Origin of the sequence: Streptomyces sp. NPDC051310, from assembly GCF_044455245.1 — a bacterium.
Classification (GTDB): Bacteria; Actinomycetota; Actinomycetes; order Streptomycetales; family Streptomycetaceae; genus Streptomyces.
This window is the reverse complement of record NZ_JBITEO010000001.1, coordinates 317,712-338,816: the sequence shown is the minus strand read 5'-3', so window position 1 is coordinate 338,816 and position 21,105 is coordinate 317,712. Positions and strand designations below refer to the sequence as shown.

Annotated in this window: 14 protein-coding genes; 4 read left to right on the top strand and 10 right to left on the bottom strand. The window is 77.2% G+C overall.

Going from position 1 to position 21,105, the window contains the following annotated elements:
• Nucleotides 1-159 precede the first annotated feature (159 nt).
• Nucleotides 160-774, bottom strand: a complete 615-nt coding sequence (locus tag ACIA79_RS01545; RefSeq protein WP_399425934.1) for a class F sortase — start codon at nt 772-774, stop codon at nt 160-162.
• Between the two features lie 97 nt (nt 775-871).
• Nucleotides 872-1,621 (bottom strand): hypothetical protein, encoded by a 750-nt coding sequence (locus ACIA79_RS01540; RefSeq protein WP_399425932.1) that lies wholly within the window; start codon nt 1,619-1,621, stop codon nt 872-874.
• A 370-nt stretch (nt 1,622-1,991) separates the two neighbouring features.
• Between ACIA79_RS01540 and ACIA79_RS01535 the strand changes: the two genes are divergently transcribed.
• The 3 genes from ACIA79_RS01535 to ACIA79_RS01525 all read left to right on the top strand — a co-directional run bounded on the left by ACIA79_RS01535 (nt 1,992) and on the right by ACIA79_RS01525 (nt 3,615).
• Entirely contained in the window at nt 1,992-2,636 is a 645-nt protein-coding gene (locus ACIA79_RS01535; RefSeq protein ID WP_399425930.1) for an NADPH-dependent FMN reductase, read from the top strand.
• Between the two features lie 224 nt (nt 2,637-2,860).
• Nucleotides 2,861-3,181 carry a divalent-cation tolerance protein CutA gene (gene cutA, locus ACIA79_RS01530; protein WP_399425929.1) on the top strand — a complete coding sequence of 107 codons (321 nt, stop codon included), beginning with the start codon at nt 2,861-2,863 and terminating at the stop codon, nt 3,179-3,181.
• Nucleotides 3,178-3,615, top strand: coding sequence for a gamma-glutamylcyclotransferase family protein (locus tag ACIA79_RS01525; protein WP_399425928.1), 438 nt, complete (start codon nt 3,178-3,180; stop codon nt 3,613-3,615). Before cutA ends, ACIA79_RS01525 begins: the two co-directional genes overlap by 4 nt.
• Here ACIA79_RS01525 and ACIA79_RS01520 read toward each other — a convergent pair.
• The 3 genes from ACIA79_RS01520 to ACIA79_RS01510 form a co-directional block, all read right to left on the bottom strand.
• Nucleotides 3,572-5,650: a molybdopterin oxidoreductase family protein gene (locus ACIA79_RS01520; protein WP_399425926.1), complete on the bottom strand. Its 2,079-nt coding sequence runs from the start codon at nt 5,648-5,650 to the stop codon at nt 3,572-3,574. The genes ACIA79_RS01525 and ACIA79_RS01520 overlap by 44 nt on opposite strands.
• Before the next feature lie 270 nt (nt 5,651-5,920).
• A complete protein-coding gene (locus ACIA79_RS01515; protein WP_399425924.1) occupies nt 5,921-6,595 on the bottom strand; it encodes a vancomycin high temperature exclusion protein in 675 nt (224 codons plus the stop codon).
• Between the two features lie 132 nt (nt 6,596-6,727).
• Nucleotides 6,728-7,438 carry an aquaporin gene (locus ACIA79_RS01510; RefSeq protein ID WP_399425922.1) on the bottom strand — a complete coding sequence of 237 codons (711 nt, stop codon included), beginning with the start codon at nt 7,436-7,438 and terminating at the stop codon, nt 6,728-6,730.
• A 99-nt stretch (nt 7,439-7,537) separates the two neighbouring features.
• On the opposite strand from ACIA79_RS01510, the gene ACIA79_RS01505 reads away from it, so the two are divergent.
• The gene (locus tag ACIA79_RS01505) at nt 7,538-8,305 is read left to right on the top strand and encodes a hypothetical protein (protein WP_399425920.1); all 768 of its coding nucleotides are present in this window, start codon (nt 7,538-7,540) and stop codon (nt 8,303-8,305) included.
• Here ACIA79_RS01505 and ACIA79_RS01500 read toward each other — a convergent pair.
• From ACIA79_RS01500 to ACIA79_RS01480, 5 genes are read right to left on the bottom strand one after another with little or no spacing between them, the layout of a single operon-like run.
• Nucleotides 8,191-10,230 carry a hypothetical protein gene (locus tag ACIA79_RS01500; protein WP_399425918.1) on the bottom strand — a complete coding sequence of 680 codons (2,040 nt, stop codon included), beginning with the start codon at nt 10,228-10,230 and terminating at the stop codon, nt 8,191-8,193. The genes ACIA79_RS01505 and ACIA79_RS01500 overlap by 115 nt on opposite strands.
• The gene (locus tag ACIA79_RS01495; RefSeq protein ID WP_399425916.1) at nt 10,227-13,916 is read right to left on the bottom strand and encodes a DUF5682 family protein; all 3,690 of its coding nucleotides are present in this window, start codon (nt 13,914-13,916) and stop codon (nt 10,227-10,229) included. The genes ACIA79_RS01500 and ACIA79_RS01495 overlap by 4 nt, the downstream gene beginning before the upstream one ends.
• A complete protein-coding gene (locus tag ACIA79_RS01490) occupies nt 13,903-15,060 on the bottom strand; it encodes an AAA family ATPase (RefSeq protein WP_399425914.1) in 1,158 nt (385 codons plus the stop codon). Before ACIA79_RS01490 ends, ACIA79_RS01495 begins: the two co-directional genes overlap by 14 nt.
• Nucleotides 15,057-20,060, bottom strand: coding sequence for a hypothetical protein (locus tag ACIA79_RS01485; RefSeq protein WP_399425913.1), 5,004 nt, complete (start codon nt 20,058-20,060; stop codon nt 15,057-15,059). The genes ACIA79_RS01490 and ACIA79_RS01485 overlap by 4 nt, the downstream gene beginning before the upstream one ends.
• Nucleotides 20,057-20,956: a DUF4132 domain-containing protein gene (locus ACIA79_RS01480; RefSeq protein ID WP_399425911.1), complete on the bottom strand. Its 900-nt coding sequence runs from the start codon at nt 20,954-20,956 to the stop codon at nt 20,057-20,059. The genes ACIA79_RS01485 and ACIA79_RS01480 overlap by 4 nt, the downstream gene beginning before the upstream one ends.
• Between the last annotated feature and the right edge of the window lie 149 nt (nt 20,957-21,105).

The window sequence follows — 21,105 nt, the reverse complement described above, 5'->3', positions numbered from 1 at the left end:
CGCCACCGCGTCCGGGCGGGGGGGGGGGGGGGGGGGCCCCCCCGGCCCCGGCGCGGGGGGGGCGGCCCCCCGGGGGGGGGGGGGGGGGGGGGGGGGGGGGGGGGGGGCGGGGGGGGGGGCGGCGGGGGCGCCCCCCCCCCCCCCCTCGCCCGGTGGCCGTCAGCGCACGCCGATCAGATGGGCGTAGGCCACGACGTTGCCCTGGTAGCCGGTCTCCTCGTCGAAGCCGCCGCCGCAGGTGATGACGCGCAGCTCGGCGCGGTCGGCGGGGCCGTAGACCTTGCGGTCGGGGAAGCGGTCGTTGTCGTACACCTCGATCGCGTCGACCGTGAAGACGGCGGTGCGGCCGTCGCGGCGGGCGACCTCGATGCGGTGGCCCTTCTTGAGCGCGCCCAGGGCGTAGAAGACGGCCGGCCCGTCGGCGTTGTCGACGTGCCCGGCGATGATCGCCGTGCCCTTGGCGCCGGGCGGGGTGCCGTCCCGGAACCAGCCGGCGACGTTGCGGTTCCCGGTGGGCGGGACCTCCAGGCTGCCGTCGGGCGCGAGACCGAGGCGCATGACGGGCGCGTCGACGCCGATCGCGGGGATGCGGACGCGGGCCGGCGCGGAGGGCGGCAGAGGCGGGGCGGCGGCGTCGGCGTGCTGCTGGGGTCCGGCCGCGAAGGCCTCGGCGGCGGACGGCACGGGCGGCGTCACGTCGGTGGAGCCGTTCTGGACGAGCCACACGCCGATGACCGCGGCGACGGCTATGCCCCACCCCTTGCCTCTGCTCATCGGGCGCCTCCCTCCTGACGCTGGTGCGGCGTGGTGCCCCCCGCCCGCGCCGCGGCCTCGGGGCGCGCGCGACGGGGGCGGGGAGCGGAGCGGCGGGTCAGCGGTCCTGCGCGCCGCTCGCCCGGCGGCGCAGGAGCCAGACCCCGCCGACGGCGGCCGCGGCCAGGACGGTCGCACCCGCCGCGATCTGGGCGGTGTCGGGGCCGATGCTGCCCCCGACACCGGTCTTCACGTGCCCGCTCGGTGCGTCGCCCTGCCCGCCGGTGTCCAGCCCACCCGTGTCGTGCCCGCCGGTTTCCTTGCCGCCGGTGTCCAGGCCGCCGGTGTCGTGCCCGCCGGTGTCCTTGCCGCCGGTGTCCAGGCCGCCGGTGTCGTGCCCGCCGGTTTCCTTGCCGCCGGTGTCCAGGCCGCCGGTGTCGTGCCCGCCGGTTTCCTTGCCGCCGGTGTCCAGGCCGCCGGTGTCGTGCCCGCCGGTTTCCTTGCCGCCCCCTCCGTGGACGACCACCAGGTCACCGGCGGCGGTCTTGCCGTTGTGGCAGGAGACGCTGATCGCGTACGTGCCGGGCTTGGCGTGGGAGGGCACCTTGAACTGGCCGACCACGACCTCCTTGTGGGTGCCGGGGGCCAGCTTGAACTCGCCCGCGCCCAGGGAGCCCGCGTCGCCGACGCCGTGGCCGTTCTTGCCGCAGGCGGTGGTGCTGACCGTGACGGTCCCGCCAGGGGCCGCGCTCGACGGGTGGACCTCCAGCGCCGCCAGGTCCCCGGCGTACGCGCCCGGCGACGCGAGCGCGCCCAGGGAGACGACCGCCAGCGCGGTACCGGTCAGCAGGCGGGTGGTGGTGCGCATGGATCCTCCGGACGCGAGGGGCGGGTGTCCGCGGCACGGGTGACCGCGGGGCGGATGTCCTTGTCCTCATGGGTAAGGCCCCGGTCCCCCGCCCCGCCTGCTGAGGACCCATCAGTTTGCCCGGCCGCCGCCCCCCGGCCGCCCGCGTCCCCGCAGGTCAGTCGGGCTTCCGGGGCTCAGTTCCCCTGCCCGGCCCGGTCCGCCCCGAACGGGTGACCCGCGCCGCACGGCGGTCCGGCACCGCGCGGGGGCCACCGGCCGCGGGCAGGGGCCGGGGCGGGGCCGGTGACGGACCCGGGGGAGTCCCTCTGAGGGACCGCCACCATCGGGGCTTGACCTCAACCTTGGTCGAGGTACGAGGCTTCTCGGCATGGACATCGAAACGAACACCACGCAGCACGCCACGACCCTCCCGGCGCCGCACGCCACGACGCGTCCCGCGCCCCTCCGGCTCGCCGTCATCATCGGGTCCAACCGCGAGGGCCGGTTCGGGCCGGTCATCGCCGACTGGTTCCTCTCCCGGCTCGCCGAGCGCGACGACTTCACCGTCGACGTGGTCGACCTCGCCACGACGGACCTGCCGACCACGCTCTCCCACCAGCCCGCACCCGCCGTCCGCGCCGCACTCGCCGAGGTCAGCCCCAAGCTGGCCGCCGCCGACGCGTTCGTGGTCCTCACCCCCGAGTACAACCACTCCTTCCCCGCCGCCCTCAAGAGCCTCATCGACTGGCACTTCACCGAGTGGCAGGCCAAGCCCGTCGCGTTCGTCTCCTACGGCGGAATGTCCGGCGGCCTGCGCGCCGTGGAGCAACTGCGCCAGGTCTTCGCCGAGATGCACGCGGTCACCGTCCGCGACACCGTCTCCTTCCACAACGCCCACGGCCACTTCGACGAGACGGGCCGGCACAAGGACCCCAGCGGTCCCGACGCCGCCGCCAAGAAGCTGCTCGACCAGCTCTCCTGGTGGGCGCACGCGCTGCGGGACGCCAAGTCGGCCCGCCCGTACGAGGCCTGAGGCGCGGGGCCGCCCGGGTAGGAACCGGCGGCAGGGGGAAAGCAGCGGGTGGCGGTCGGGGAGGAACCGGCGGCAGGCGGAGCGAAGCGGGTGGCGGTCGGGGAGGAGCCGGCGGCGGGCGGGCGGGAGTGAGGCGGGCGGCGGCCGGAGGTGCGTACGCTCGGCGGTACGCGGCGCGGTGCGCGCGCCGCCGTGCCGTGACGACGACGCGCGGAGGAGAGACCGTGACCCTGGCCCTGACCGTCCTCACCACCACCGACAGCGCCGACAAGGCCCGGGAACTGGCCCGTGGCGCGGTGGAGGCCCGGCTCGCCGCGTGCGCGCAGATCTCCGGCCCCGTCACCTCCGTCTACCACTGGCAGAACGCCATCGAGACGAGCCAGGAGTGGCAGGTCCTGTTCAAGACGACGGAGGCCTGCTACGCCTCGCTGGAGGCGCACCTCACCGCCGCCCACGACTACGACACCCCCGAGATCATCGCCACGCCCGTGGTCCGCGGCAGCGCCGCCTACCTGGCCTGGCTGCAGCGGGAGACGTCCGCGTGACGGAGGAGCTGCCGTTCTTCGTGTACGGGACGCTCCGCCCCGGCGAGCGCAACCACGCGCTGTTCCTGCACGGCCGTACGGCGTCGGAGGAGCCCGCCCGGCTGCCGGGCGCGCTGCTGTGCGACGGCCCCGGTTACCCGTACGCCGTGCGCGGCGCGGGCGGCGGCGTGCTGGGCGACCTGGTGACGGCGGCGCCCGGCCGGTACGACGCCCTGCTGTCCGTACTCGACCGCCTGGAGGAGTACGCCGGCCCGGGCCACCCGCTCAACGTCTACGAGCGGGAGGCCTGCGACGTCGTGCGCGTCCGGGACGGCGCGACGGTCCGGGCCTGGGTCTACGTCGCCGCGTCCGCCGTGGAGCTCGGCGCCCCGATAGCGGGCGGTGACTGGCTCAGGCGCCGGTCACCCGTTCCAGACGGACCGCGCACACCTTGAACTCGGGCATCCGCGAGGTCGGGTCGAGCGCCGGGTTCGTCAGGGTGTTGGCCCGGCCCTCCCCGGCCCAGTGGAACGGCATGAACACCGTGTCCGGCCGGATCCCGTTCGTGATCCGCGCGGGCGCGACCGCCCGCCCGCGGCGCGACACCACCGCCACCGGCTCGCCCTCGGCGACGCCCAGGCGCTGCGCGAGGCGTGGGTGCAGCTCCACGAACGGCCCGGGCGCGGCGGCGTTCAGCTCGTCGACCCGCCGGGTCTGCGCACCGGACTGGTACTGCGAGACGACCCGCCCGGTCGTCAGCACCACCGGGTACTCGTCGTCCGTCTCCTCGGCCGCCGCCCGGTGGGTCACCGGGACGAAGCGGGCCCGCCCGTCGGGCGTGGCGAACCGCTCCAGGAACAGGCGCGGCGTGCCGGGGTGGCCGGGCTCGGGGCAGGGCCAGAAGACGCCGTCCTCCTCGGCGATGCGGCGGTAGCTGATGCCCGCGTAGTCGGCGGGGCCGCCGGCCGAGGCCCGGCGCAGCTCGTCGAAGACCTCCTCGGCGTCGGTGGGGAACCCCTTTTCCCAGCCGAGCCGCTCGGCCAGCGCGTTCAGCACCTCCAGGTCGCTGCGGACGCCCGCGGGCGGGTCGATCGCGCGGCGGCGCAGCAGGACGCGGCCTTCGAGGTTGGTGAGGGTGCCCGTCTCCTCGGCCCACTGCGTGACGGGCAGCACGACGTCCGCGAGCTGAGCCGTCTCGGACAGCACCACGTCCGCGACGGCCAGGAAGTCCAGGGACTCCAGCCGCTCCTGGACGTGGGCGGCGCGCGGTGCGGACACCACGGGGTTGGAGCCCATGAGGAGCAGCGACCTGATGTCCGTGCCGAGCGCGTCGAGCAGCTCGTAGGCGCTGCGCCCCGGCCCCGGCAGCACGTCGGGGTCCACGCCCCAGACCGCGGCGACGTGGGAGCGGGCAGCCGGGTCGTCGAGCTTGCGGTAGCCGGGGAGCTGGTCGGCCTTCTGGCCGTGCTCGCGTCCGCCCTGCCCGTTGCCCTGGCCCGTCAGGCAGCCGTACCCGGACAGGGGGCGCCCGGCGCGCCCGGTGGCCAGGCACAGGTTGATCCAGGCGCCGACGGTGTCGGTGCCCTTCGACTGCTGCTCGGGCCCGCGGGCGGTGAGCACCATCGATTCCGGGGCGTCGCAGAACATCCGGACGGCCTCGCGCAACTGCGGTACGGGCACGCCGGTGATGCGTTCGACGAGCGCGGGCCAGTGGGACATGGCGGCGGCGCGGGCGTCCTCCCAGCCGGTCGTACGGTCCCGGATGAACTCCTCGTCCGTCCGCCCCTCCGCCACGACCAGGTGCAGCAGGCCCAGGGCGAGCGCGAGGTCGGTGCCGGGGCGCGGCGCGATGTGGAGGTCGGCCTGCTCGGCGGTACGGGTGCGGCGCGGGTCGACGACGATGAGCGTGCCGCCGTTCTCCTTCAGCTCGGTGAGGTAGCGCAGGGCCGGCGGCATGGTCTCGGCGAGGTTGGAGCCGACGAGGACCACGCAGCCGGTGCGGGGGATGTCCTCCAGCGGGAACGGCAGCCCCCGGTCGAGGCCGAAGGCCCGCTGGTGGGCCGCGGCCGCGGAGGACATGCAGAAGCGGCCGTTGTAGTCGATCTGGGAGGTCCCGAGGACCAGCCGGGCGAACTTGCCGAGCGCGTACGCCTTCTCGTTGGTGAGCCCGCCGCCCCCGAACACGCCGACGGCGTCCGGCCCGTGGTCCTGCCGCGTGCGCCGCAGGCCGTCGGCGACGGCCCGCAGGGCCTCCTCCCAGGTGGCCGGTTCGAGCCTGCCGGTGGCAGGGCGCCGGACCAGGGGCTCGACCAGCCTGACCCGGGAGGAGAGCACCGCGGGTGCGGTACGTCCCTTACCGCACAGGGCACCCCGGTTCACGGGGAAGTCCGCGCGCTCCACCACCTCGACGCCCGGACCGGCGGCTCGCAGGTTCATGCCGCACTGCAGGGAGCAGTACGGGCAGTGCGTGGGGGTGGTGGCGGTGAGCATGCCCCCGAGCATGCGACGCCCGTGTTACGCCCACGCACCCGACGCATTACGCCCCCGGTACGTCCGGCTCCACCGGGCACCCCGGCCATGGTGAGCGGGGTGGTGACGGTTGACAGCGGGCGGTGGCGGCGGGTGGCGGCGGTGGCAGCCGTAGGCGAGCGGAGGCGCCGGCGGTGGCGGTCGGCGGTGTCGGGGGGCGGCGGTCCGGGGCGGTCGGGAGCGGCGGGGACGCGAGGGGCTGCGGGCGCCGGCGGCCCCGCGCCGCCGGGGTCAGCGGCCGAGCGCGTCGGTGACGCCCCGCTCCTCGGGGCCCAGGAACGTCGGGTCCGGTTCGAACGCCGCGTCCACCGCCGCCTTGCCCGCCGCCACCAGCTCCCGCACCCCGCCGTAGTACCAGACCGAGTCGTGCGGCTCGTCGACGCCGACCCCGTACACGTCGATGCCCGCCTCCCGGCACAGCGCCACGGCCCGCCGGATGTGGAAGCCCTGGGTCACCAGGACCGCCCGGTCGACACCGAAGATCCGCTTCGCGCGCACGCAGGAGTCCCACGTGTCGAACCCCGCGTAGTCACTGACGATCCGCCCGTCCGGCACCCCGCGGTCCGTCAGGTACGCGCGCATCGCGTCCGGCTCGTCGTACTCCGCGCGGCTGTTGTCACCGGTGACCAGGACCACCCTCACCTTGCCGTTGCGGTACAGCTCCGCCGCCGTGTCGAGGCGGTGGGCGAGGTACGGTGTCGGCCGGCCCTTCCACAGCCCCGCGCCGAAGACGACGGCGACGTCGTGGGCCGGGACCTCGCCGGCGCTGCGCAGCCGGCTGTCGGCGACGGCGTGCATCCACGTCGCGGGCGTGAGCGCCAGCACGCACCCGAGCATGACGCCCTGCACCAGCCGCCGCTTGCCCCGCCGGCTCCTGGGCAGCGGCAGCGGCCACCTGCGTCGCATGTACGGACCTCCTGCCGGTGTTCCCGTCCCCGTCCCTTCGTCGAGACGCGGAAAGGGGGCGGTCGGTTCAGCCTCCGGCGGGCTGAGGTCGCGGCGGGCTCTGCCTGCGGGCCGGTTCCGCCCGCTGCGGCTTCAGCCCGCGGCCGGCTCGGTTCCCGGCGGTCGCCGCCCGTACAGCAGGTTCGCCAGCCCGGCGCCGGCCAGTCCGCCGACGAGCTGGGCGGCGACGAAGCCCGGGAGGGAGGCCGGGGCGATGCCGGTGAAGGAGTCGGTCAGGGACCGGCCGACCGTCGCGGCCGGGTTGGCGAACGACCCCGACGACGTGAACCAGATCGCCGCCCCGATGTACGCGGCGACCGCCACCGGCGTGAGCGACGCCCGGCCGATCCGGTCCAGGCCCTGGATCAGCAGGACCAGCCCGGCCGTGGCGACCGTCTCGCCGAGCAGCAGGTGCCCGTCGGACCGCACCTGGGTCGACCAGCTGCCGGGGGCCCGCCCGAACATCGCCTCGGCGAGCAGCGCGCCGGCGACCGCGCCGGCCAGCTGGGCGGCGATGTAGACCGCCGCCTCCCGGCCGGTCAGTCCGTCCCGGGCGCGCCGGCGCGTCCACCAGACGCACAGGGTGACGACCGGGTTGAGGTGCGCCCCGGAGACCGGCGCGAACAGCGCGATGAGCAGGCCCAGTCCGATCGCCGACGCCAGCGAGTTGGCCAGCAGCCGCACGCCGATGTCGTCGCTGAGGCCGCTGGCCTGCAGTCCGGAGCCGACGATGACGGCGACCAGGGCCGCGCTGCCGACCGATTCGGCGACCGCACGGCGGGGCAGTGCCCGGTCCGTTGACATGTGTACCCCCCAAGTCCGGTGTACGGAAAATATATTCCGTTCTTCGGAAAGTGCGACAGGGGGCAGGGGAAGGACTGGCACGTCTGACAGGATCCCGGCATGGACCTCGGCAGATCCGCCCGCAACAACGCCGCGTGGTGTGCCGCCATGTGCCGCGCCCACGGCCTGTCCGGCGGCACCGCCGACGCCCGCGCCTGGACGAGCCCGCGCCGGACGCCGCCGTACTACCCGGACGCCGTGACCCTCGCCCCGGGCCTCACACCGCACGACGTACGGGACGTGCTGGACGCCGTGGACCGGCGCGCCCCCGGGTGCTCGGTCAAGGACAGCTTCGCCGAACTGGACCTCACCGGCCACGGCTTCACGCTGCTCTTCGAGGCCCAGTGGATCCACCGGCCCGCGGACCTTCCCGCGCCGGCAGGACCGGCCCCCGGTGAGGCGGCCTGGCGGCCGGTCCGTACCCCCGCCGCACTCGCCGCCTGGGAGGCGGCGTGGAGCGACGGGGACCCGAGCGGCCTGTTCCGCCCGGCGCTGCTGGACGACCCGTCGACCACGGTCCTCGCCGGGCACGCGCCCGACGGCCGTATCGTCTCCGGAGCCGTCGTCAGCCACGCCGCCGGCGTCGCGGGCGTCTCCAACCTCTTCGGCGGCGCGGCCGCCTGGCCCGGGTGCCTCGCCGCGATCGCCGCCCGCCTGCCGGGGACGCCGGTCGTGGGGTACGAACACGGCGACGACCTCGACGCCGCCCTGCGTCACGGCTTCACGGCCACCGGCCCGCTGCGCGTCTGGCTGTCCACGCAGGCCGCGCCGGACGGCGACGACGCCCATGCCGCCGACAGCAGGGAGCGGGCCGCCGCCGACACGTAGACCGACGCGGCCAGCCACGCCCGGGCGAAGGCGTCCGGATCGGCGGGCGTCAGGCGCCCCAGCACATCCCGGCCGCGGGCCGAGGCGGCCTCCTCCAGCGCCCGGGCGCAGTCGGCCCCGGTGGTGAGGCCCACCGCCCGCAGCCGGCGCGGCAGTTCACCGTCGGCAGCGGCGGCCGTGACGGCCCGGCCGCCCGCCACCGTACGGTCCACCGCCCGGCGCAGCAGGTCCAGCTCCAGCGGCAGCGCGCCCGGTGCCGCCGGTCCCGGCCCGCCCGGAGGCGTCGGCGCGGCGGCCACGGGGGGTATGTCCGTGCGGTGCAGCCTGCGCAGGCCGAGGTCGGCGCGGACCGCCTCCCCGTCGTGCCCCGTCCAGGACGCGGCCAGCGCACGCACCCCGCCGGGCCGGTCCGGCGCCATCCGGGCGATCAGCCGCAGCCGCAGCCCCGGCCGGCCTGCCAGCAGCCGCAGGTTCTCGGCGTACGGCAGCTCCGGCCGCTCGTCCGGCGCGTACAGCGACACGGCCGGCCCGCCCTCCACCGCGAACGCGGGGCCACCGCCGGCCGTGGCCGCCGCCATGACCGTCCCGTCGAGGAACAGCAGGTCGCCCCCCGCCCCCCGCTCGTCGTCGGGCAGGTCCCACCAGTCCAGGGCCGCGTCCAGCTGGGCGGCCGGCGGACGCCGCCACAGCGCGTCGAGCGGCGGCTCGTGCCAGGAGCATCCCGCCGCCCGTACGGAACGGACCTGCCCGCCACCGCCGATCCGCCCGTCCGCCGAGACCGTCGGCGAGGTGAGGATCACCCCGCCCCCGTCGCCCAGCTCCCGCAGCGGCAGCGCGGAGCCTCCCGGGACGAGGGCCGTGCCGGCCGCCTGCACGGCCCGCTCCGGGCCGCCGGGCGCCACGTCGGAGACCGTGCGCAGCGCACCGTCGGGCGTCACGGCGTACGCGGTCGCGCCCGCGTACCCGGACGCCGTGACGACCGGCTCGGTGAACAGCCCGTACAGCCGCAGCGGCCGGGTGGGCCGGTACGGGCGCCGCGCCGCGCCCGCCGCCCGGTGCGGCCGCTGCACCGCGTCCAGCAGCGCGGCCAGGTCCGCGGACAGCTCCGGCAACCGGAACGCCGGGTCCTCGGAGCGCGCCTCACCGAGCCGCCGCGCCACGCGCACCGCGACCGCGGCGGGCCGGGGCAGCCCGGCGAGGCGGGCGGAGTGCGCCGCGTGCAGCACCTCGGCGCGGACCACGGCCCCCGCCCCGCTCACCCCGGCCACCAGCACCCCCACCGCGGCGTCCCCGAGCGCCCGCAGGGCCGCGTCCTGCGCACCGGTGAGCGGTGCGCCCGTCCCGTCACCGGCCCGTCCGATGCCGCCGGGCTCACCGGCTTCGGCGGGCTCGGGGGACGTGCCCGACGTGTCCGGCCCGGTCCCGCCGGTCCCGCCGGACGCGCCGGATGCGCCGGACGCGCCGGGCCGGGGCTGCCCGGCGCTCACGGGTACGGCGCCGCTCCCGGCGGCCGCAACGTCCGCGTCCGAGGCGTACCCGGCGTCCGAGGCGTTCCCGGCCTTCGCGGCGGGCGGCGCCGGGTCCGCCGGGTCGGGCGGGAGGGCCGGGTCGGTGGCGTCGGATGCGAGGGCGTCGGGCTCCGCGAGGGGCGCGAGGGACAGGACCGCCGCGCGGTGCAGGCACGCCGGGGCCAGCAGGCAACTGCACACCGCCCCCTCCGCCGACGCCACCACGCCGCCCGCGGTCGTCGTCAGCGTCACCACCGTGTCGTCACCGGCACTGACCCGCACACCGTCCGCCACCCGCTCCACCGGCCAGTCGGCCGCCTTCGCCACCGCGCCGTCCACGCGCTTGCGCAGCCGCGCGGGCAGCAGGTCGAGCGCGGTGGCCGCCACCTCGGCGACCACCGGGGGAAGAACCGTCACCGCTGCGTACCTCCTACGCGTTCGCCGACCCAGCGGGCCAGTTCGAGAGGGCTGAGCGCGGCGACCGGCATGCCCGCCGCCACCAGCTGTCCGGCCACGCCCGCCGAGTACCGGGGCCGCCCCTCGTCGTCGAGCGAGGCGCAGCCGAGGACGTGGCAGCCCGCGTCCACCAGGGCCCGCACCTCCGCCAGGAGGGGCCCGACCGGGCCGCCCTCCTCGAAGTCGCTGACCAGGACGACGAGGGTGCGCGACGGCACCGTGACGAGCCCGCGGGCGTGCCGCAGGCCCCGCGCGATGCTGGTGCCGCCGCCGACGCGGACCTCCAGGAGGAGGCTCAGCGGGTCCTCGACGTGGCCCGTGAGGTCCATCACCTCGGTGGAGAAGGCCACGAAGTGCGTACTGAGCGACGGGACCCCGGCCAGGACGGACGCGGTCAGCGCCGACCAGATGGTGGACGCCTCCATCGACCCCGAGACGTCCACGACCAGGACGAGCCGCCAGTCCGTCTGCCGTCGCGCCCGGGTGCGGAACACGGGCCGCTCGGGCAGGACGGTCACCGCGCCGGTCGCGGGGTCGCGGCGCGCGGACACCAGGTTCGCCCGCAGCGTGCGCTCCAGGTCGAGCGGGCCACCGGGGCGCCGCGTGGGACGCGGGTGCGCGAGCCCGCTCACCGCGGGGCGCAGCCGGTTGGCGAGGGCCCGCGTCAACTCCCGTACGAGCCGGGCGACCAGCGGCCGCAGCCGGGCCAGCCGGTGTTCGGGCAGGCCGCCCGCGTACGAGAGCACCGTGCGCAGCAGCTCCACCGAAGGTTGGGCCGCCGCCGGGTCGAGCTCCATGGCGGCGTCGAGGCGCCCGGCGTCGGCGGCGGCCGCGAGGACCTCCTCGCGCACGCCGGGCCCGAACAGCGACGCCAGCTCCTGCGACCACGCCCGCACGTCCGGGAACGCCGCCTCGCTTCCGCCACCCGGCCCGCCGGCCTCCTCGCCCCGGGAACCCTCGCCGTGGCCGCGCCCGTACAGCTCGTCGAGCGCCCTGGCGAGCCGGCCGGCCGCCGCGCCGAGCCCCTGCGCCCGGCCGAGCACCAGCCGCCACCGCTCCCCGGGCGTCAGCGCCACCGACCCGCCGGCGAAGCCGGCGCGACCCCCGGAACTCCCGGCGGAAGCGGCGGCATCGGCAGCCCCGGCGGAATCGGCAGCCCCGGCGGCGTCGGTGGCACCAGTGGCATCGCCAGCCCCATCAGCCCCGCCAACCGCGGTGGCATGAGCGGCGGAACCGTCACGCCCGCCGGGCGCCTCCTGCGCACCGCCCGTACCACCCGCACCGCCCGGGGCCGCGCCCAGTCCTCGCCGTGCCAGCGCCTCACGCCCCGCCAGGTCCGCCAGGGCGAGCCGGGCGAGCGCCGCCGGGTCCGGCACCGCGTCCGGCAGCGAGCCGGGGGCGAGCCCCGTGCGGTCCTCGACCGCCGCCAGCAGCCGGGAACGGGCCGCGGGCGACAGCGTGTCGAAACCGGCGCGCAGTGCGGGCAGCCGGTCCAGGAAGGCGCGGTCCGGCCAGGTCTCCACCCGCTCCAGCAGCGGGTCCAGCGCCCGGCCCGTCTCCAGCAGCGGACCCGCCGCGAGGAGGGCGCCGCGCAGCAGCCCGGAGAGCTCCGACCGCAGCTCCGGCGTCGTCGCGCCGTCCGCCCGGGAAGCGAGCCGCACCCCGAAGTCCCCCGCGCCCCGCTGCCCCAGCAGCACCCGCGCCGCACCGGCCGCCCCGCGGATCAGCGGGGTGGCGTGCGCGTCCAGCCGGGCGAGCGCGTCGGCGAGCCGCAGGCCCCCGCCGGCCGCGGCGGCGGCCTGCCCGGCCAGGCCGACGAGCGCGCGGGCGTCCTCCGGGTCCGTGGACCCGGCGAGCCCGTCCAGCGCGCGGACCCCGGCCCCGGCCAGCTCCTCGTACGCCGCGTCCACCCCGTCGGCGCACCACCCCTCCGGCAGGCCCGGCACATGGCCGGACCGGATGCGGTCCAAAAGGGCCAGCCCGTCCAGCAGTTGGGGCAGCGTCCCGGAGGCCGGCAGCGTGACGGCCGTCTCCGCGAGCCGCTCGGCGGCGAGCCCGGGCAGCGCGCACCGCGCGGCCGCGCCCAGCCCGTCCAGGGTCTCCGCCGCGGTGGGGCCGCCCTCCCGCACCTGCGCGGCGTGCCGCTGCCGCAGCACCCCTGCGGCGGCCTGCTCCAGGGTCACCCCGTGCACGCCCGCCACATCGAGCATCGCCGCGGTCGACGGCGTCCAGGCCACCGTCCAGCGGGTGGTGAGCGCGGCGGCACCGCCCACGCCCGCGACCCCGGTCTCCTCCCCGTACGGCACCCCGCACACCGCGAGCCGCCGCAGACAGACCTCGCGCTCGCGGTCCAGGTCCCCGCGCAGCGCGTCCAGCCGCAGCTCGCGCCGCGCGGGCGCATCCGGCGCCGGCAGCGACAACCGCGCCAGCAGCGCCTCCACGTCAGGGCCCAGCCCCGAGCGCGGCGTCCCGGGCGCGAGCCGCCCGCGCCGCTCGCCGACCAGCACCTTCTCCATCGCGGCGGCGACCACCCGGCCCCGCCCGTACAGCTGGCCCTGCGTCAGCACCGACTGGGCCGCCTCCACCAGCTCCCCCCGGCCGGCGGCCGGCAGCCCGCGCAGGCTCGCCACGTCACGGGCGAGGCGCACCACTTCCCGCGCGTCGGCCGGGCCGCTCGGGTGCCCCGCGGCGCGGACGGCCGCGCAGATCCGTACCGCCGACGACAGCAGCAGCTCGTCCAGCCGGGCGGGGTCGCCCCCGGCGAGGTACACGCCGCGCTGCCACTCCGGGTCCCGGATGCCCGCCGGGTAGCCGGAGCGCTCGTCCAGCAACCCGTACGCGTACGGGACGAGCGACGTCACCACCCCGCCCGCGGCCCCCTCTTCGGCGACCGTCCCCTCCGCGGCACCGCCGCGCGGCACTCCGGGCAGCAGGGCCGGAGCGTGGAACGCGCCGATCACGGCCGCGGCGCGCCGGTCCGCGTACGTGGCCAGGCGGCGGCGCATGTGCGCCTCGCGCCGCAGGTCGTACGGGTCGACGGTCTCCTGGTCCGCCCGCAGCGCCCAGCCCACCAGCAGCGCCGCACGCCGCAGCGCCTCGGGCGACGCGCCCGGCGCCGCGGCCTCCACGAGCCGGTCCCACAGGTCGTCCCCGGACCGGCCGCCCGCCCTGGCCCGCAGCGCGGCCGCCACACCGTGCCGCCCCGCCCCGCCGCGCGGGCTCGGACCGTCCGGGCCCGCGGCGTGCGGCACCGCGGCGTCCGGACCCGCGTCCCGCACGGCGGCAGCACCCCGGGCCCCCAGCGGCAGGTCGAACGGCACCACCTCGACCCCCGCCTCCCGCGCCCAGCGGATCGCGGCCAGCTCCGGCGAGAACTCCGCGAACGGCAGGAACACCAGCCCGCCCGCACCGCCGCTGCCCGCCAGCGCCACCGGCGGCACCGTCGCCGGATCCGCCAGCCACGGGAGCCACGGAGCGAACTCCTCCGGCAGTTCCACCAGCACCACCTCCGGTGCCGCCCGCGCCAGCATCGCCGGGACCGCCGCCGCGAGCGCGGGGGAGTGGTGGCGCACCCCGATCAGGAACGGGTCGCGGCACTCCGCCAGCTCCTGCGCGGCACGGGCGGGACCGGGCTCAGGTGAGCTCATCGCGCAGCTCCCACAGCGTCCGCCACAGCGGAGCCCCGCCCTCCGCACGGCGGCGCACCGGCCCGTCCCAGTACCCCAGCAACCGCGCGTGGTCGGCCGGGTCGTCCTTGCGGACGGTTCCCAGGAGATGGCCCGGGAGCGTCCGCACCACATCCCGGCCGTTGCCCAGGTACGCCGCGCCGAGGCCCATGGAGGCGGCGACCTGCACGGCCTCCGCCGTCGACATGACCGTGGACGGCCGCTCCACCTCCCAGCCCTCCGCACTGCGCCCGGTGCGCAGGTCCCGGAACGCGGTGACCAGCGCCTCCAGCACCGCCTCGTCCAGCGTGAACTCCGCGCCACCGCGGACCAGCGCCGCCGTGGCCTGCCCGCGCACCAGCTCCGTCTCGGCCGCCAGGTCGTCGATCGGGCCGACCGTCTCGAAGTTGAAGCGCCGCTTCAGGGCGGCGGACATCTCGGAGACGCCCCGGTCGCGCAGGTTGGCCGTGGCGATCAGCGTGAAGCCGGGCGCGGCGTGCACCGTGGCGTCCTCGCCCTCCTCGCCGGTCCCCGCCAGCTCCGGTACGGACATGCGCCGTTCGGACAGCAGCGAGACCAGCGAGTCCTGCACCTCGGGCAGGCAGCGGGTGATCTCCTCCACCCGGGCGACCGCGCCGCGCACCATCGCCGTGAGCACCGGCGACGGCACCAGCGCCTCCCGGCTGGGCCCCTTGGCCAGCAGCATCGCGTAGTTCCAGCCGTACCGCAGCTGGTCCTCGGTGGTACCCGCGGTGCCCTGCACGGTGAGCGTGCTGCTGCCGCAGACGGCGGCCGCCAGCAGCTCGGACAGCATGGACTTGGCGGTGCCCGGCTCGCCGACGAGCAGCAGGCCCCGCTCCCCGGCCAGCGTCACCACGCACCGCTCCACCAACGCCCGGTCACCCACGAACTTCCGCGAGACGGCCATCGCCCTGCCGTCGGGCGCGGTCAGCTCCTCGCCGCCCGACCCGCACACGAACACCACCACCGCGCGCGGGGTCAGCCGCCACCCCGGCGGCCGCGGCCCGTCGTCGTACGCCGCCAGGAACGCCAGCTCCTCGGCGTACCGGTCCTCCGGCAGCTCCACCTGCCGCTGCCGCTTCCCGTCCGTCACCGTCACCGTCATCGCCGTCCTCCCCGGCCCCGGCCGCCACCGCGGCCCTCGAACTCCTCGTATCCGGGCACGTCACCGTCGACGACCCGGCGCCACGCCGCCGCGTACAGCGCGGCCACCGGGCGGTCCGGCACCACGAAGCCGTACGGGTCCCACCGCAGCAGCTCCCACTTCCACTTCTCCAGCGGCAGCCGCGGAGCCTTGAGCTCCAGCCAGCCGCCGGGCAGGAACAGCGACCGGCCCGCGCGGGCCCGCTTCGCCTCCACCACCAGGTCGGTGGCGGCCAGTTCGGCCCGGGCCTTCTTCAGCCGCGCCGGCTTCCAGCCCGTCCACTGCGCCTGCTTGCGGTCCGTCGGGTCCGGCAGCGCCAGCAGCATCAGGTACAGCGCGGCGGCGTCCTGCGACAGCCCCAGCCGCCCGGCCGCCTCGTCCACCAGCTCCGGCACGCTGTTCACCGGGTGCTGCGCCGCCCCCGCGGCACCATGCGCCGGGCTGTCGGCCGTCACCAGCTCCTCGAACCCGTCGCTCAGCAGCGTCCGCACCGCCTCCAGCTGCGCCGACGGCCGGGAGACGGCCGCCAGCAGCGTCAGCGCCGGATGGTCCGGGCCGCCCTGCTCGCTCGCGCCCGGCAGCACCGCCGCCGGCCGCAGCCACACCGTCTCCCACTGGGACCCGTACGGCGTCGGTGTCAGCACCAGCGCGTCCGACACCTCGACCAGGCCGTCCTTCGTCGCGCCGCCGGTGGCCGGCAGCCCGTGCGCCTCGCGCAGCCGCAGCGCCGTGGCCTTGCCCTCGTGGTCCCAGTCGACGCCCAGGGCGAGCAGCAGCCCGGGATCGGCCAGCCGCTCGCGCAGCATCCGCAGCGTCACCGGCAGCACCGCGCGCAGCGGGTCACCGAACGGCAGCCGGTAGGCGAGCCAGCGCAGCATCGCCAGGTATGCCGGGATCGTGGGCCCGTCGAGCAGCTTCGCCGGCTCCACCGGGTCGAGCCGGCCCAGCTCCGCGTTCATCCGCTGCTCGGTACGGCCGGTGAGCTGCGGCTGCGCCTCCGGGTTGAGCACGCAGTCGAGCAGGCGTTCCTGACGGGTCTCCGTGACCGCGAGGGCGACCAGCCCGGGCGGGGCGGTCCGCCGCCTGCCGCGTGCGCGGATCCAGGCGTCGGCCAGCGGTCCGAGGTCGAAGCCGGACTCCCACAGCCCGGGCACGGCAGCCGCGTCGGCGGGCACCAGCAGCGCGGTGAAGCGCTGCCGTTCGTCGAGGGTCAGCTCCCTGAGGCCGTTGCGCGCGGCCTCCGCCTCGGCCTTCTTCGCGCCGAGGGGAGCCAGCAGCCCGGGGGGCAGCAGCGCGTCACCGCGCCAGCTGTCCAGGCCCGGCAGACCGAGCAGCACCAGCGCGCCGGCCGGGGCGCTGACGCCCACCCGCTCGGCGAACTCCACCGCCTGCTCGGGCCGGTAGGGCAGCGGGCCCTTCTCCCGGGCCAGTTCGACCAGGCGCCGCAGCACCGGGGCCAGCGGCGGGTCCTCCCGGTGCCCGAGCACCTCGGCGGCGTCCAGCGTGAACCCGTCCCACGCGCCGAACACGCCCGCCGGGTCGTACTCCAGGCCCATGTAGTACCCGTGGTGCTCGTCCGTCAGGCGGTGGGCCACCAGCACCATCCGCCGCGCACCCGACCGGTGCACCTCGCCCGTCCGCTGCGTGCCCGCCGGACGCGGTGCCTTCAGCTGCACGGTGCGCAGCCGCCCGCGCGGATCCGCCAGCACCGGCTCACCGTCCGCCGTCACCGAGCAGGCCAGTTCGAGGAACTCCAGCAGTGCAGCCCGGCGTGTCTCGTCCGTCACCACCGCCGACGCCCGCACCGCCAGTGCCGCGAGTCCGCGACCGATGAACGCCGGCCAGGGCAGCGCCGTCGCGGGCATCCTCACCTTCGCCGGCAGGCTGTCGTCCGCCGCTCCCAGGACCGCCGCCACCCCGCGGAGCTGATCGACCCCGGTGTGCGGGGCGGTGCCGTGCGGGTTGTAGCCGTACGCGTGGTGCCCGGCGCCCAGGCCGGCCATGGCGACGCTCAGCACGCTGTCGACCGCGTGCCGCACCGGCTCCTCCTCCGGCTGCTGCTCCCGGCGGCCGGCCTTCTCCGCGATCGCCGCCAGCCGCTTGCCGCACCGGGCCGCCTCCGCGACGATCCCCGCGACACCGGTGACCAGCCCCGGGTGCGTCAGCTCCGGCAGCACCCGCGCCACCGCCCCGGCGGGCGCGGCGCCCTCCGCCACGGCCGCCAGCAGCGCCTCGGCGTCCGCCTCGGTGACCGCCCGCAGCCGCGCCGAGCCCCGCTCGTCCCGCGGCCGCAGCGCGTGCCAGTACGCCAGCGGCGGCACCAGCGGCATGCCCTCGGCGTACCGGTCCCCCCGGTCGCACAGGCGCACCGCGGCGACCCGCACGCCGTCCTCGTCGTACAGGTCGACGACCGGGTCGAACTGCCGCGTCTCGCGCGGGTGCAGCACCGCCCCGCCCGGCAGCCGCAGGGGCGGCAGCGGGATGCCCGCCGAGGGGTGGATGTGCCGTGCCCGCGGTGCCGGGACGGCCGGGCTGCGGGTGCCGTCCACCGAACAGGCCGTCATGGTGCCCGCCTCGTGGTCGTGCAGCAGCCACCAGCCGAGCAGGCCGTCCTTGCTGCCGAACGGCGAGGACTCCATGCCGGGCTGCGCGGGCAGCAGCACGCAGTAACTCTGCAGCAGCCGCTGCCCGTCCGCCGCGCCGGCCAGCGCCGAGTCGAAGAAGGCCGGCGCCGCCGCCCGGCCGCGCCGCGCGGTCGCGGGGTCGTACTCCCACCAGTTGCCCTCGTGCAGCACCCACACCGAGATGCCGTCGGAGGCGACCGGCCGCCGCTCCTCGGCGAACGAGGTGTCCCCGGGGTGCACCGGCCGGCCGCCGTAGCAGCGGCCGCCGCCGGGCAGCCCCAGCGACGTCGTGTGCACCGCGCCCCAGTGGTCGCCCAGCGCACCGGTCGGGGTGAACACGTCGGCGGGCCGCCCGGACCACACCGCGCGGCGCTCGGCCCCGTGCCCGTTCGCCACCAGCCACTGGCCGTCCACGTAGCGCACGGTGGGCTGGTCCCAGTGGTTGGTCCTCGGCACGGGCAGAGTCAGCGTGCGCACGTCCAGCGCCGCGTCGGGGCCGATCGCCGCCACCTCGTTGCCGTTGCGCACGACGAGGGCGGGCCAGGCGTCCGCGGTGCGGTACCACTGCTCGGAGAGGAAGGGACGCCGTCCCCGCCCGGTCGTCTGCGCGTCGACCGTGCCGAGCTTCGGCAGGGTCTCCTCCAGCGCGGGCCAGCCCAGCTCGTCCAGGATCCCCGCGCACAGGGTCCGCCGCAGCGCGGCGACGGGTGTGACGGCGGTGATCCGCTCCACCGCGGCCGGAGCCGTGGCCAGCACGGACGGGGAGGTGAACGCTGCCAGCCGGGTCAGCTGCTCGTCCAGCTCCGGCAGACCGAACGGCCGGGCCAGGCCGTCGGCGAGCTCCGTGAGCCAGTCCGCGACGACCGTCGACAGCGCCGGGTGCTCCACGACGCGGCGCAGCCGGCGCGTGGACTCGGCCCCGTCTCCCGCCAGGTGCTCCACGGACCGGCGCAGCAGCGCGCCGAACCGCTCGTCGGCGACGAGCGCCGCCAGGTCCCGGCGGCCCTCCGCCTCGTCCCGCAGCCAGCCCGCCAGGTCCAGGTGCCCGGTGGTGGCCCCGGGCTCCGGCGGCTCCACCGGGACACCGCGCGCCAGGCACAGGTCGAGCAGGTCGATGTCGGCGTCGACGCGCCAGCTGCCGCCCCGCAGCAGCCGCACCGGCACCCCGTCCGCGGCGAGCCGGTCCGCGAGCCGCTCCACCAGCGCCAGCTCGGCGGCGAGTCGCGAGGTGCGTCCGTAGCCGCGCTGCCGGTGCGCCGCCCAGGCCGTGAGCCACGGGGCCGCCGGGACCGTGCCGTCCAGCAGCAGTCGGGTCGCGCCGCAGCCGTCCAGCAGCGCCAGCCACGACGCCTCGAACTCCGCCCGGTGGTCGCCGCCGGCCGTCGGCATCAGGTGCAGCAGCCGCTCCTGCACCGCCCGGTCCTCGGCCGCGACCGCCGACAGCGCGGGCAGCGCCGCCTTCCAGAAGCTCACCGCGGCCCGGCTCACCGACCCGGTGTGGACGATCTCGGCCAGCAGCGACCGCTCCTCGGCGGCCACGTCGAGCCGCGCCGCCTTCGCCAGCCGCCGCAGGTCCTCCAGCATCCCGGCGTACGGCGGCAGCCCGGCCGCGCACCGCTCCAGCGACAGCGTCCGGAACTGCGCGTACGCCTCCGGCGCCGACAGCCGGGCCGCCAGGCCCCTGGCGTGCTCGCGCAGCGCCTTCCCGCTCAGCGCGCCCGCCCCGGCGAACTCGAGGAACACCTCCCGCAGCCGCGCCTCGTCCACCGCCAGCGCGTGGCGCTGCTCGGCGGCGCGCGCCCTGCCGAAGAACAGCGACGCGTACGACCGCGACTCGGCGGCCAGGAACAGCCGCGCCACCTGCTCGTAGTACGTCGGCAGGAAGTGCGGAACCGAGCGGTCGAGCCGCTCGCCGATGTCCTCGAAGCCCTCCTTGGCGAGCCCCGGCTTGGTGCCGACGAGCCGCGCCAGCCGCTCCATCTCCTTGACCACCGCCAGCGCGTGGTGGCCGTTGTCCGGGTCGTGCACCAGCGCCCAGGCCGGGAAGCCCAGCGCCTGCCGCCTCACCCGCCCCACCCGCTCGGGCCCCGGCCCGCCGGTGAAGCCCAGGTACTCCAGGGACAGGTCCTCGGCCGGCCCGATCGCCTCGGGCACCAGCCGCACCACCGTGCGCCCCTCCAGCGCCGGATGCGCGTACGCCCGGGCGGTCAGCACATCGACGTTCCCGTCCCCCGCGCCGTCCGGCGCCCCGGCCGTCCGCGCCGGCGGCAGCACCGCGCCCGCGTCCAGCAGCAGGTCCGCCCGTCCCCCCGGCGTCCCGTTCCCCGCTCCGCTCATCGCTTGTCCCCCTCCTCGTCCACCACACGGCCCGCGTACACCAGCGCGGCCATCCGCTCGCCCTCGGACCAGGCGACCGGTCCCACCTCCGCGAGCGGCAGCCGCCGCCCGGCCCGGTCGCGCCACTCCAGCGCGCCGGTCTCCGTCTCCGCCTCCGGGTACTCGTCACCCAGCCAGTACGCCGCCTCCAGCGGCACCCCGCCCTCCACCAGCGGGCACACCGCGTACCCCCCGCGGACCCGGAACCCCAGGGAGGCCGCCCGCGACGTCGCGTGCCGCAGCTCCGTGAACCGCCCCCGCGCGTACGCGTCCCAGCCCGACGCCCCGTCGGCCAGGCGCTCCGGCCGCCGCCACACCTCGCGGAACAGCTGCTGCGCGCCCTGCTCGACCCCCAGCTCGACCGCGAACTCGCGCAGGTCGTCCAAGTCCTCCAGCAGGAGCACCGGGTGGGGTATGAGCACCGCCTCGACGCCCTGCTCCGCGCCCAGCCGCACCGAGTCGCCGTCCAGGTCGACGACGCCCAGCCCGCGCGCCGGATCCGGATCCGCGTCCCGCAGGAACCCCGCGCGCGCCACGTCCGCCGAGCCGTCCGCGCCCACCGGCGCCACGACCAGGTCCCGCAACGCCCCCTGCCACGCCGTGTCCGGCCACACCCGGGCCAGCAGCGCCACCGGAACCGGCAGCGACCGCACCAGCCACGCGTCCACCTGTTCGCGGCACTCGCGTTCGTGCCGTTCCAGCCACTCCGCCAGCTGCCGCAGCCGCACCACCCGGGCGTCGTCCCGCAGCTTCGCCGGCACCTGCTTCAGCGTGCGTCCCGCCCCGTTGCGGCACACCACCCGCGTGCCGTCCAGCGTGACGGCGTACCCGTCACTCTCCGTATCGATCCAGCCCATGGCGAGACCGCCTCCCCGACCTTCCGGTTCCGATGTCGATCACGGTAGGGGAGGGGTCTGACAACACCGCCGCCAGCTCCGTGAGCCGGTGGAAAACACCCGTCACGCCCCCGCAACGGCCCGGCAACCTGCGCCCGCGACCATCGGTC

What these genes read in the sequence shown, in the direction of transcription:
- ACIA79_RS01510 (WP_399425922.1), bottom strand. Translation starts at nt 7,438, where the DNA reads ATGTCAACGGACCGGGCACTGCCCCGCCGTGCGGTCGCCGAATCGGTC.
- ACIA79_RS01480 (WP_399425911.1), bottom strand. Translation starts at nt 20,956, where the DNA reads ATGGGCTGGATCGATACGGAGAGTGACGGGTACGCCGTCACGCTGGAC.
- ACIA79_RS01520 (WP_399425926.1), bottom strand. Translation starts at nt 5,650, where the DNA reads ATGCTCACCGCCACCACCCCCACGCACTGCCCGTACTGCTCCCTGCAG.
- ACIA79_RS01535 (WP_399425930.1), top strand. Translation starts at nt 1,992, where the DNA reads ATGGACATCGAAACGAACACCACGCAGCACGCCACGACCCTCCCGGCG.
- ACIA79_RS01485 (WP_399425913.1), bottom strand. Translation starts at nt 20,060, where the DNA reads ATGAGCGGAGCGGGGAACGGGACGCCGGGGGGACGGGCGGACCTGCTG.
- ACIA79_RS01545 (WP_399425934.1), bottom strand. Translation starts at nt 774, where the DNA reads ATGAGCAGAGGCAAGGGGTGGGGCATAGCCGTCGCCGCGGTCATCGGC.
- ACIA79_RS01505 (WP_399425920.1), top strand. Translation starts at nt 7,538, where the DNA reads ATGGACCTCGGCAGATCCGCCCGCAACAACGCCGCGTGGTGTGCCGCC.
- ACIA79_RS01515 (WP_399425924.1), bottom strand. Translation starts at nt 6,595, where the DNA reads ATGCGACGCAGGTGGCCGCTGCCGCTGCCCAGGAGCCGGCGGGGCAAG.
- ACIA79_RS01495 (WP_399425916.1), bottom strand. Translation starts at nt 13,916, where the DNA reads ATGAGCTCACCTGAGCCCGGTCCCGCCCGTGCCGCGCAGGAGCTGGCG.
- ACIA79_RS01490 (WP_399425914.1), bottom strand. Translation starts at nt 15,060, where the DNA reads ATGACGGTGACGGTGACGGACGGGAAGCGGCAGCGGCAGGTGGAGCTG.
- ACIA79_RS01540 (WP_399425932.1), bottom strand. Translation starts at nt 1,621, where the DNA reads ATGCGCACCACCACCCGCCTGCTGACCGGTACCGCGCTGGCGGTCGTC.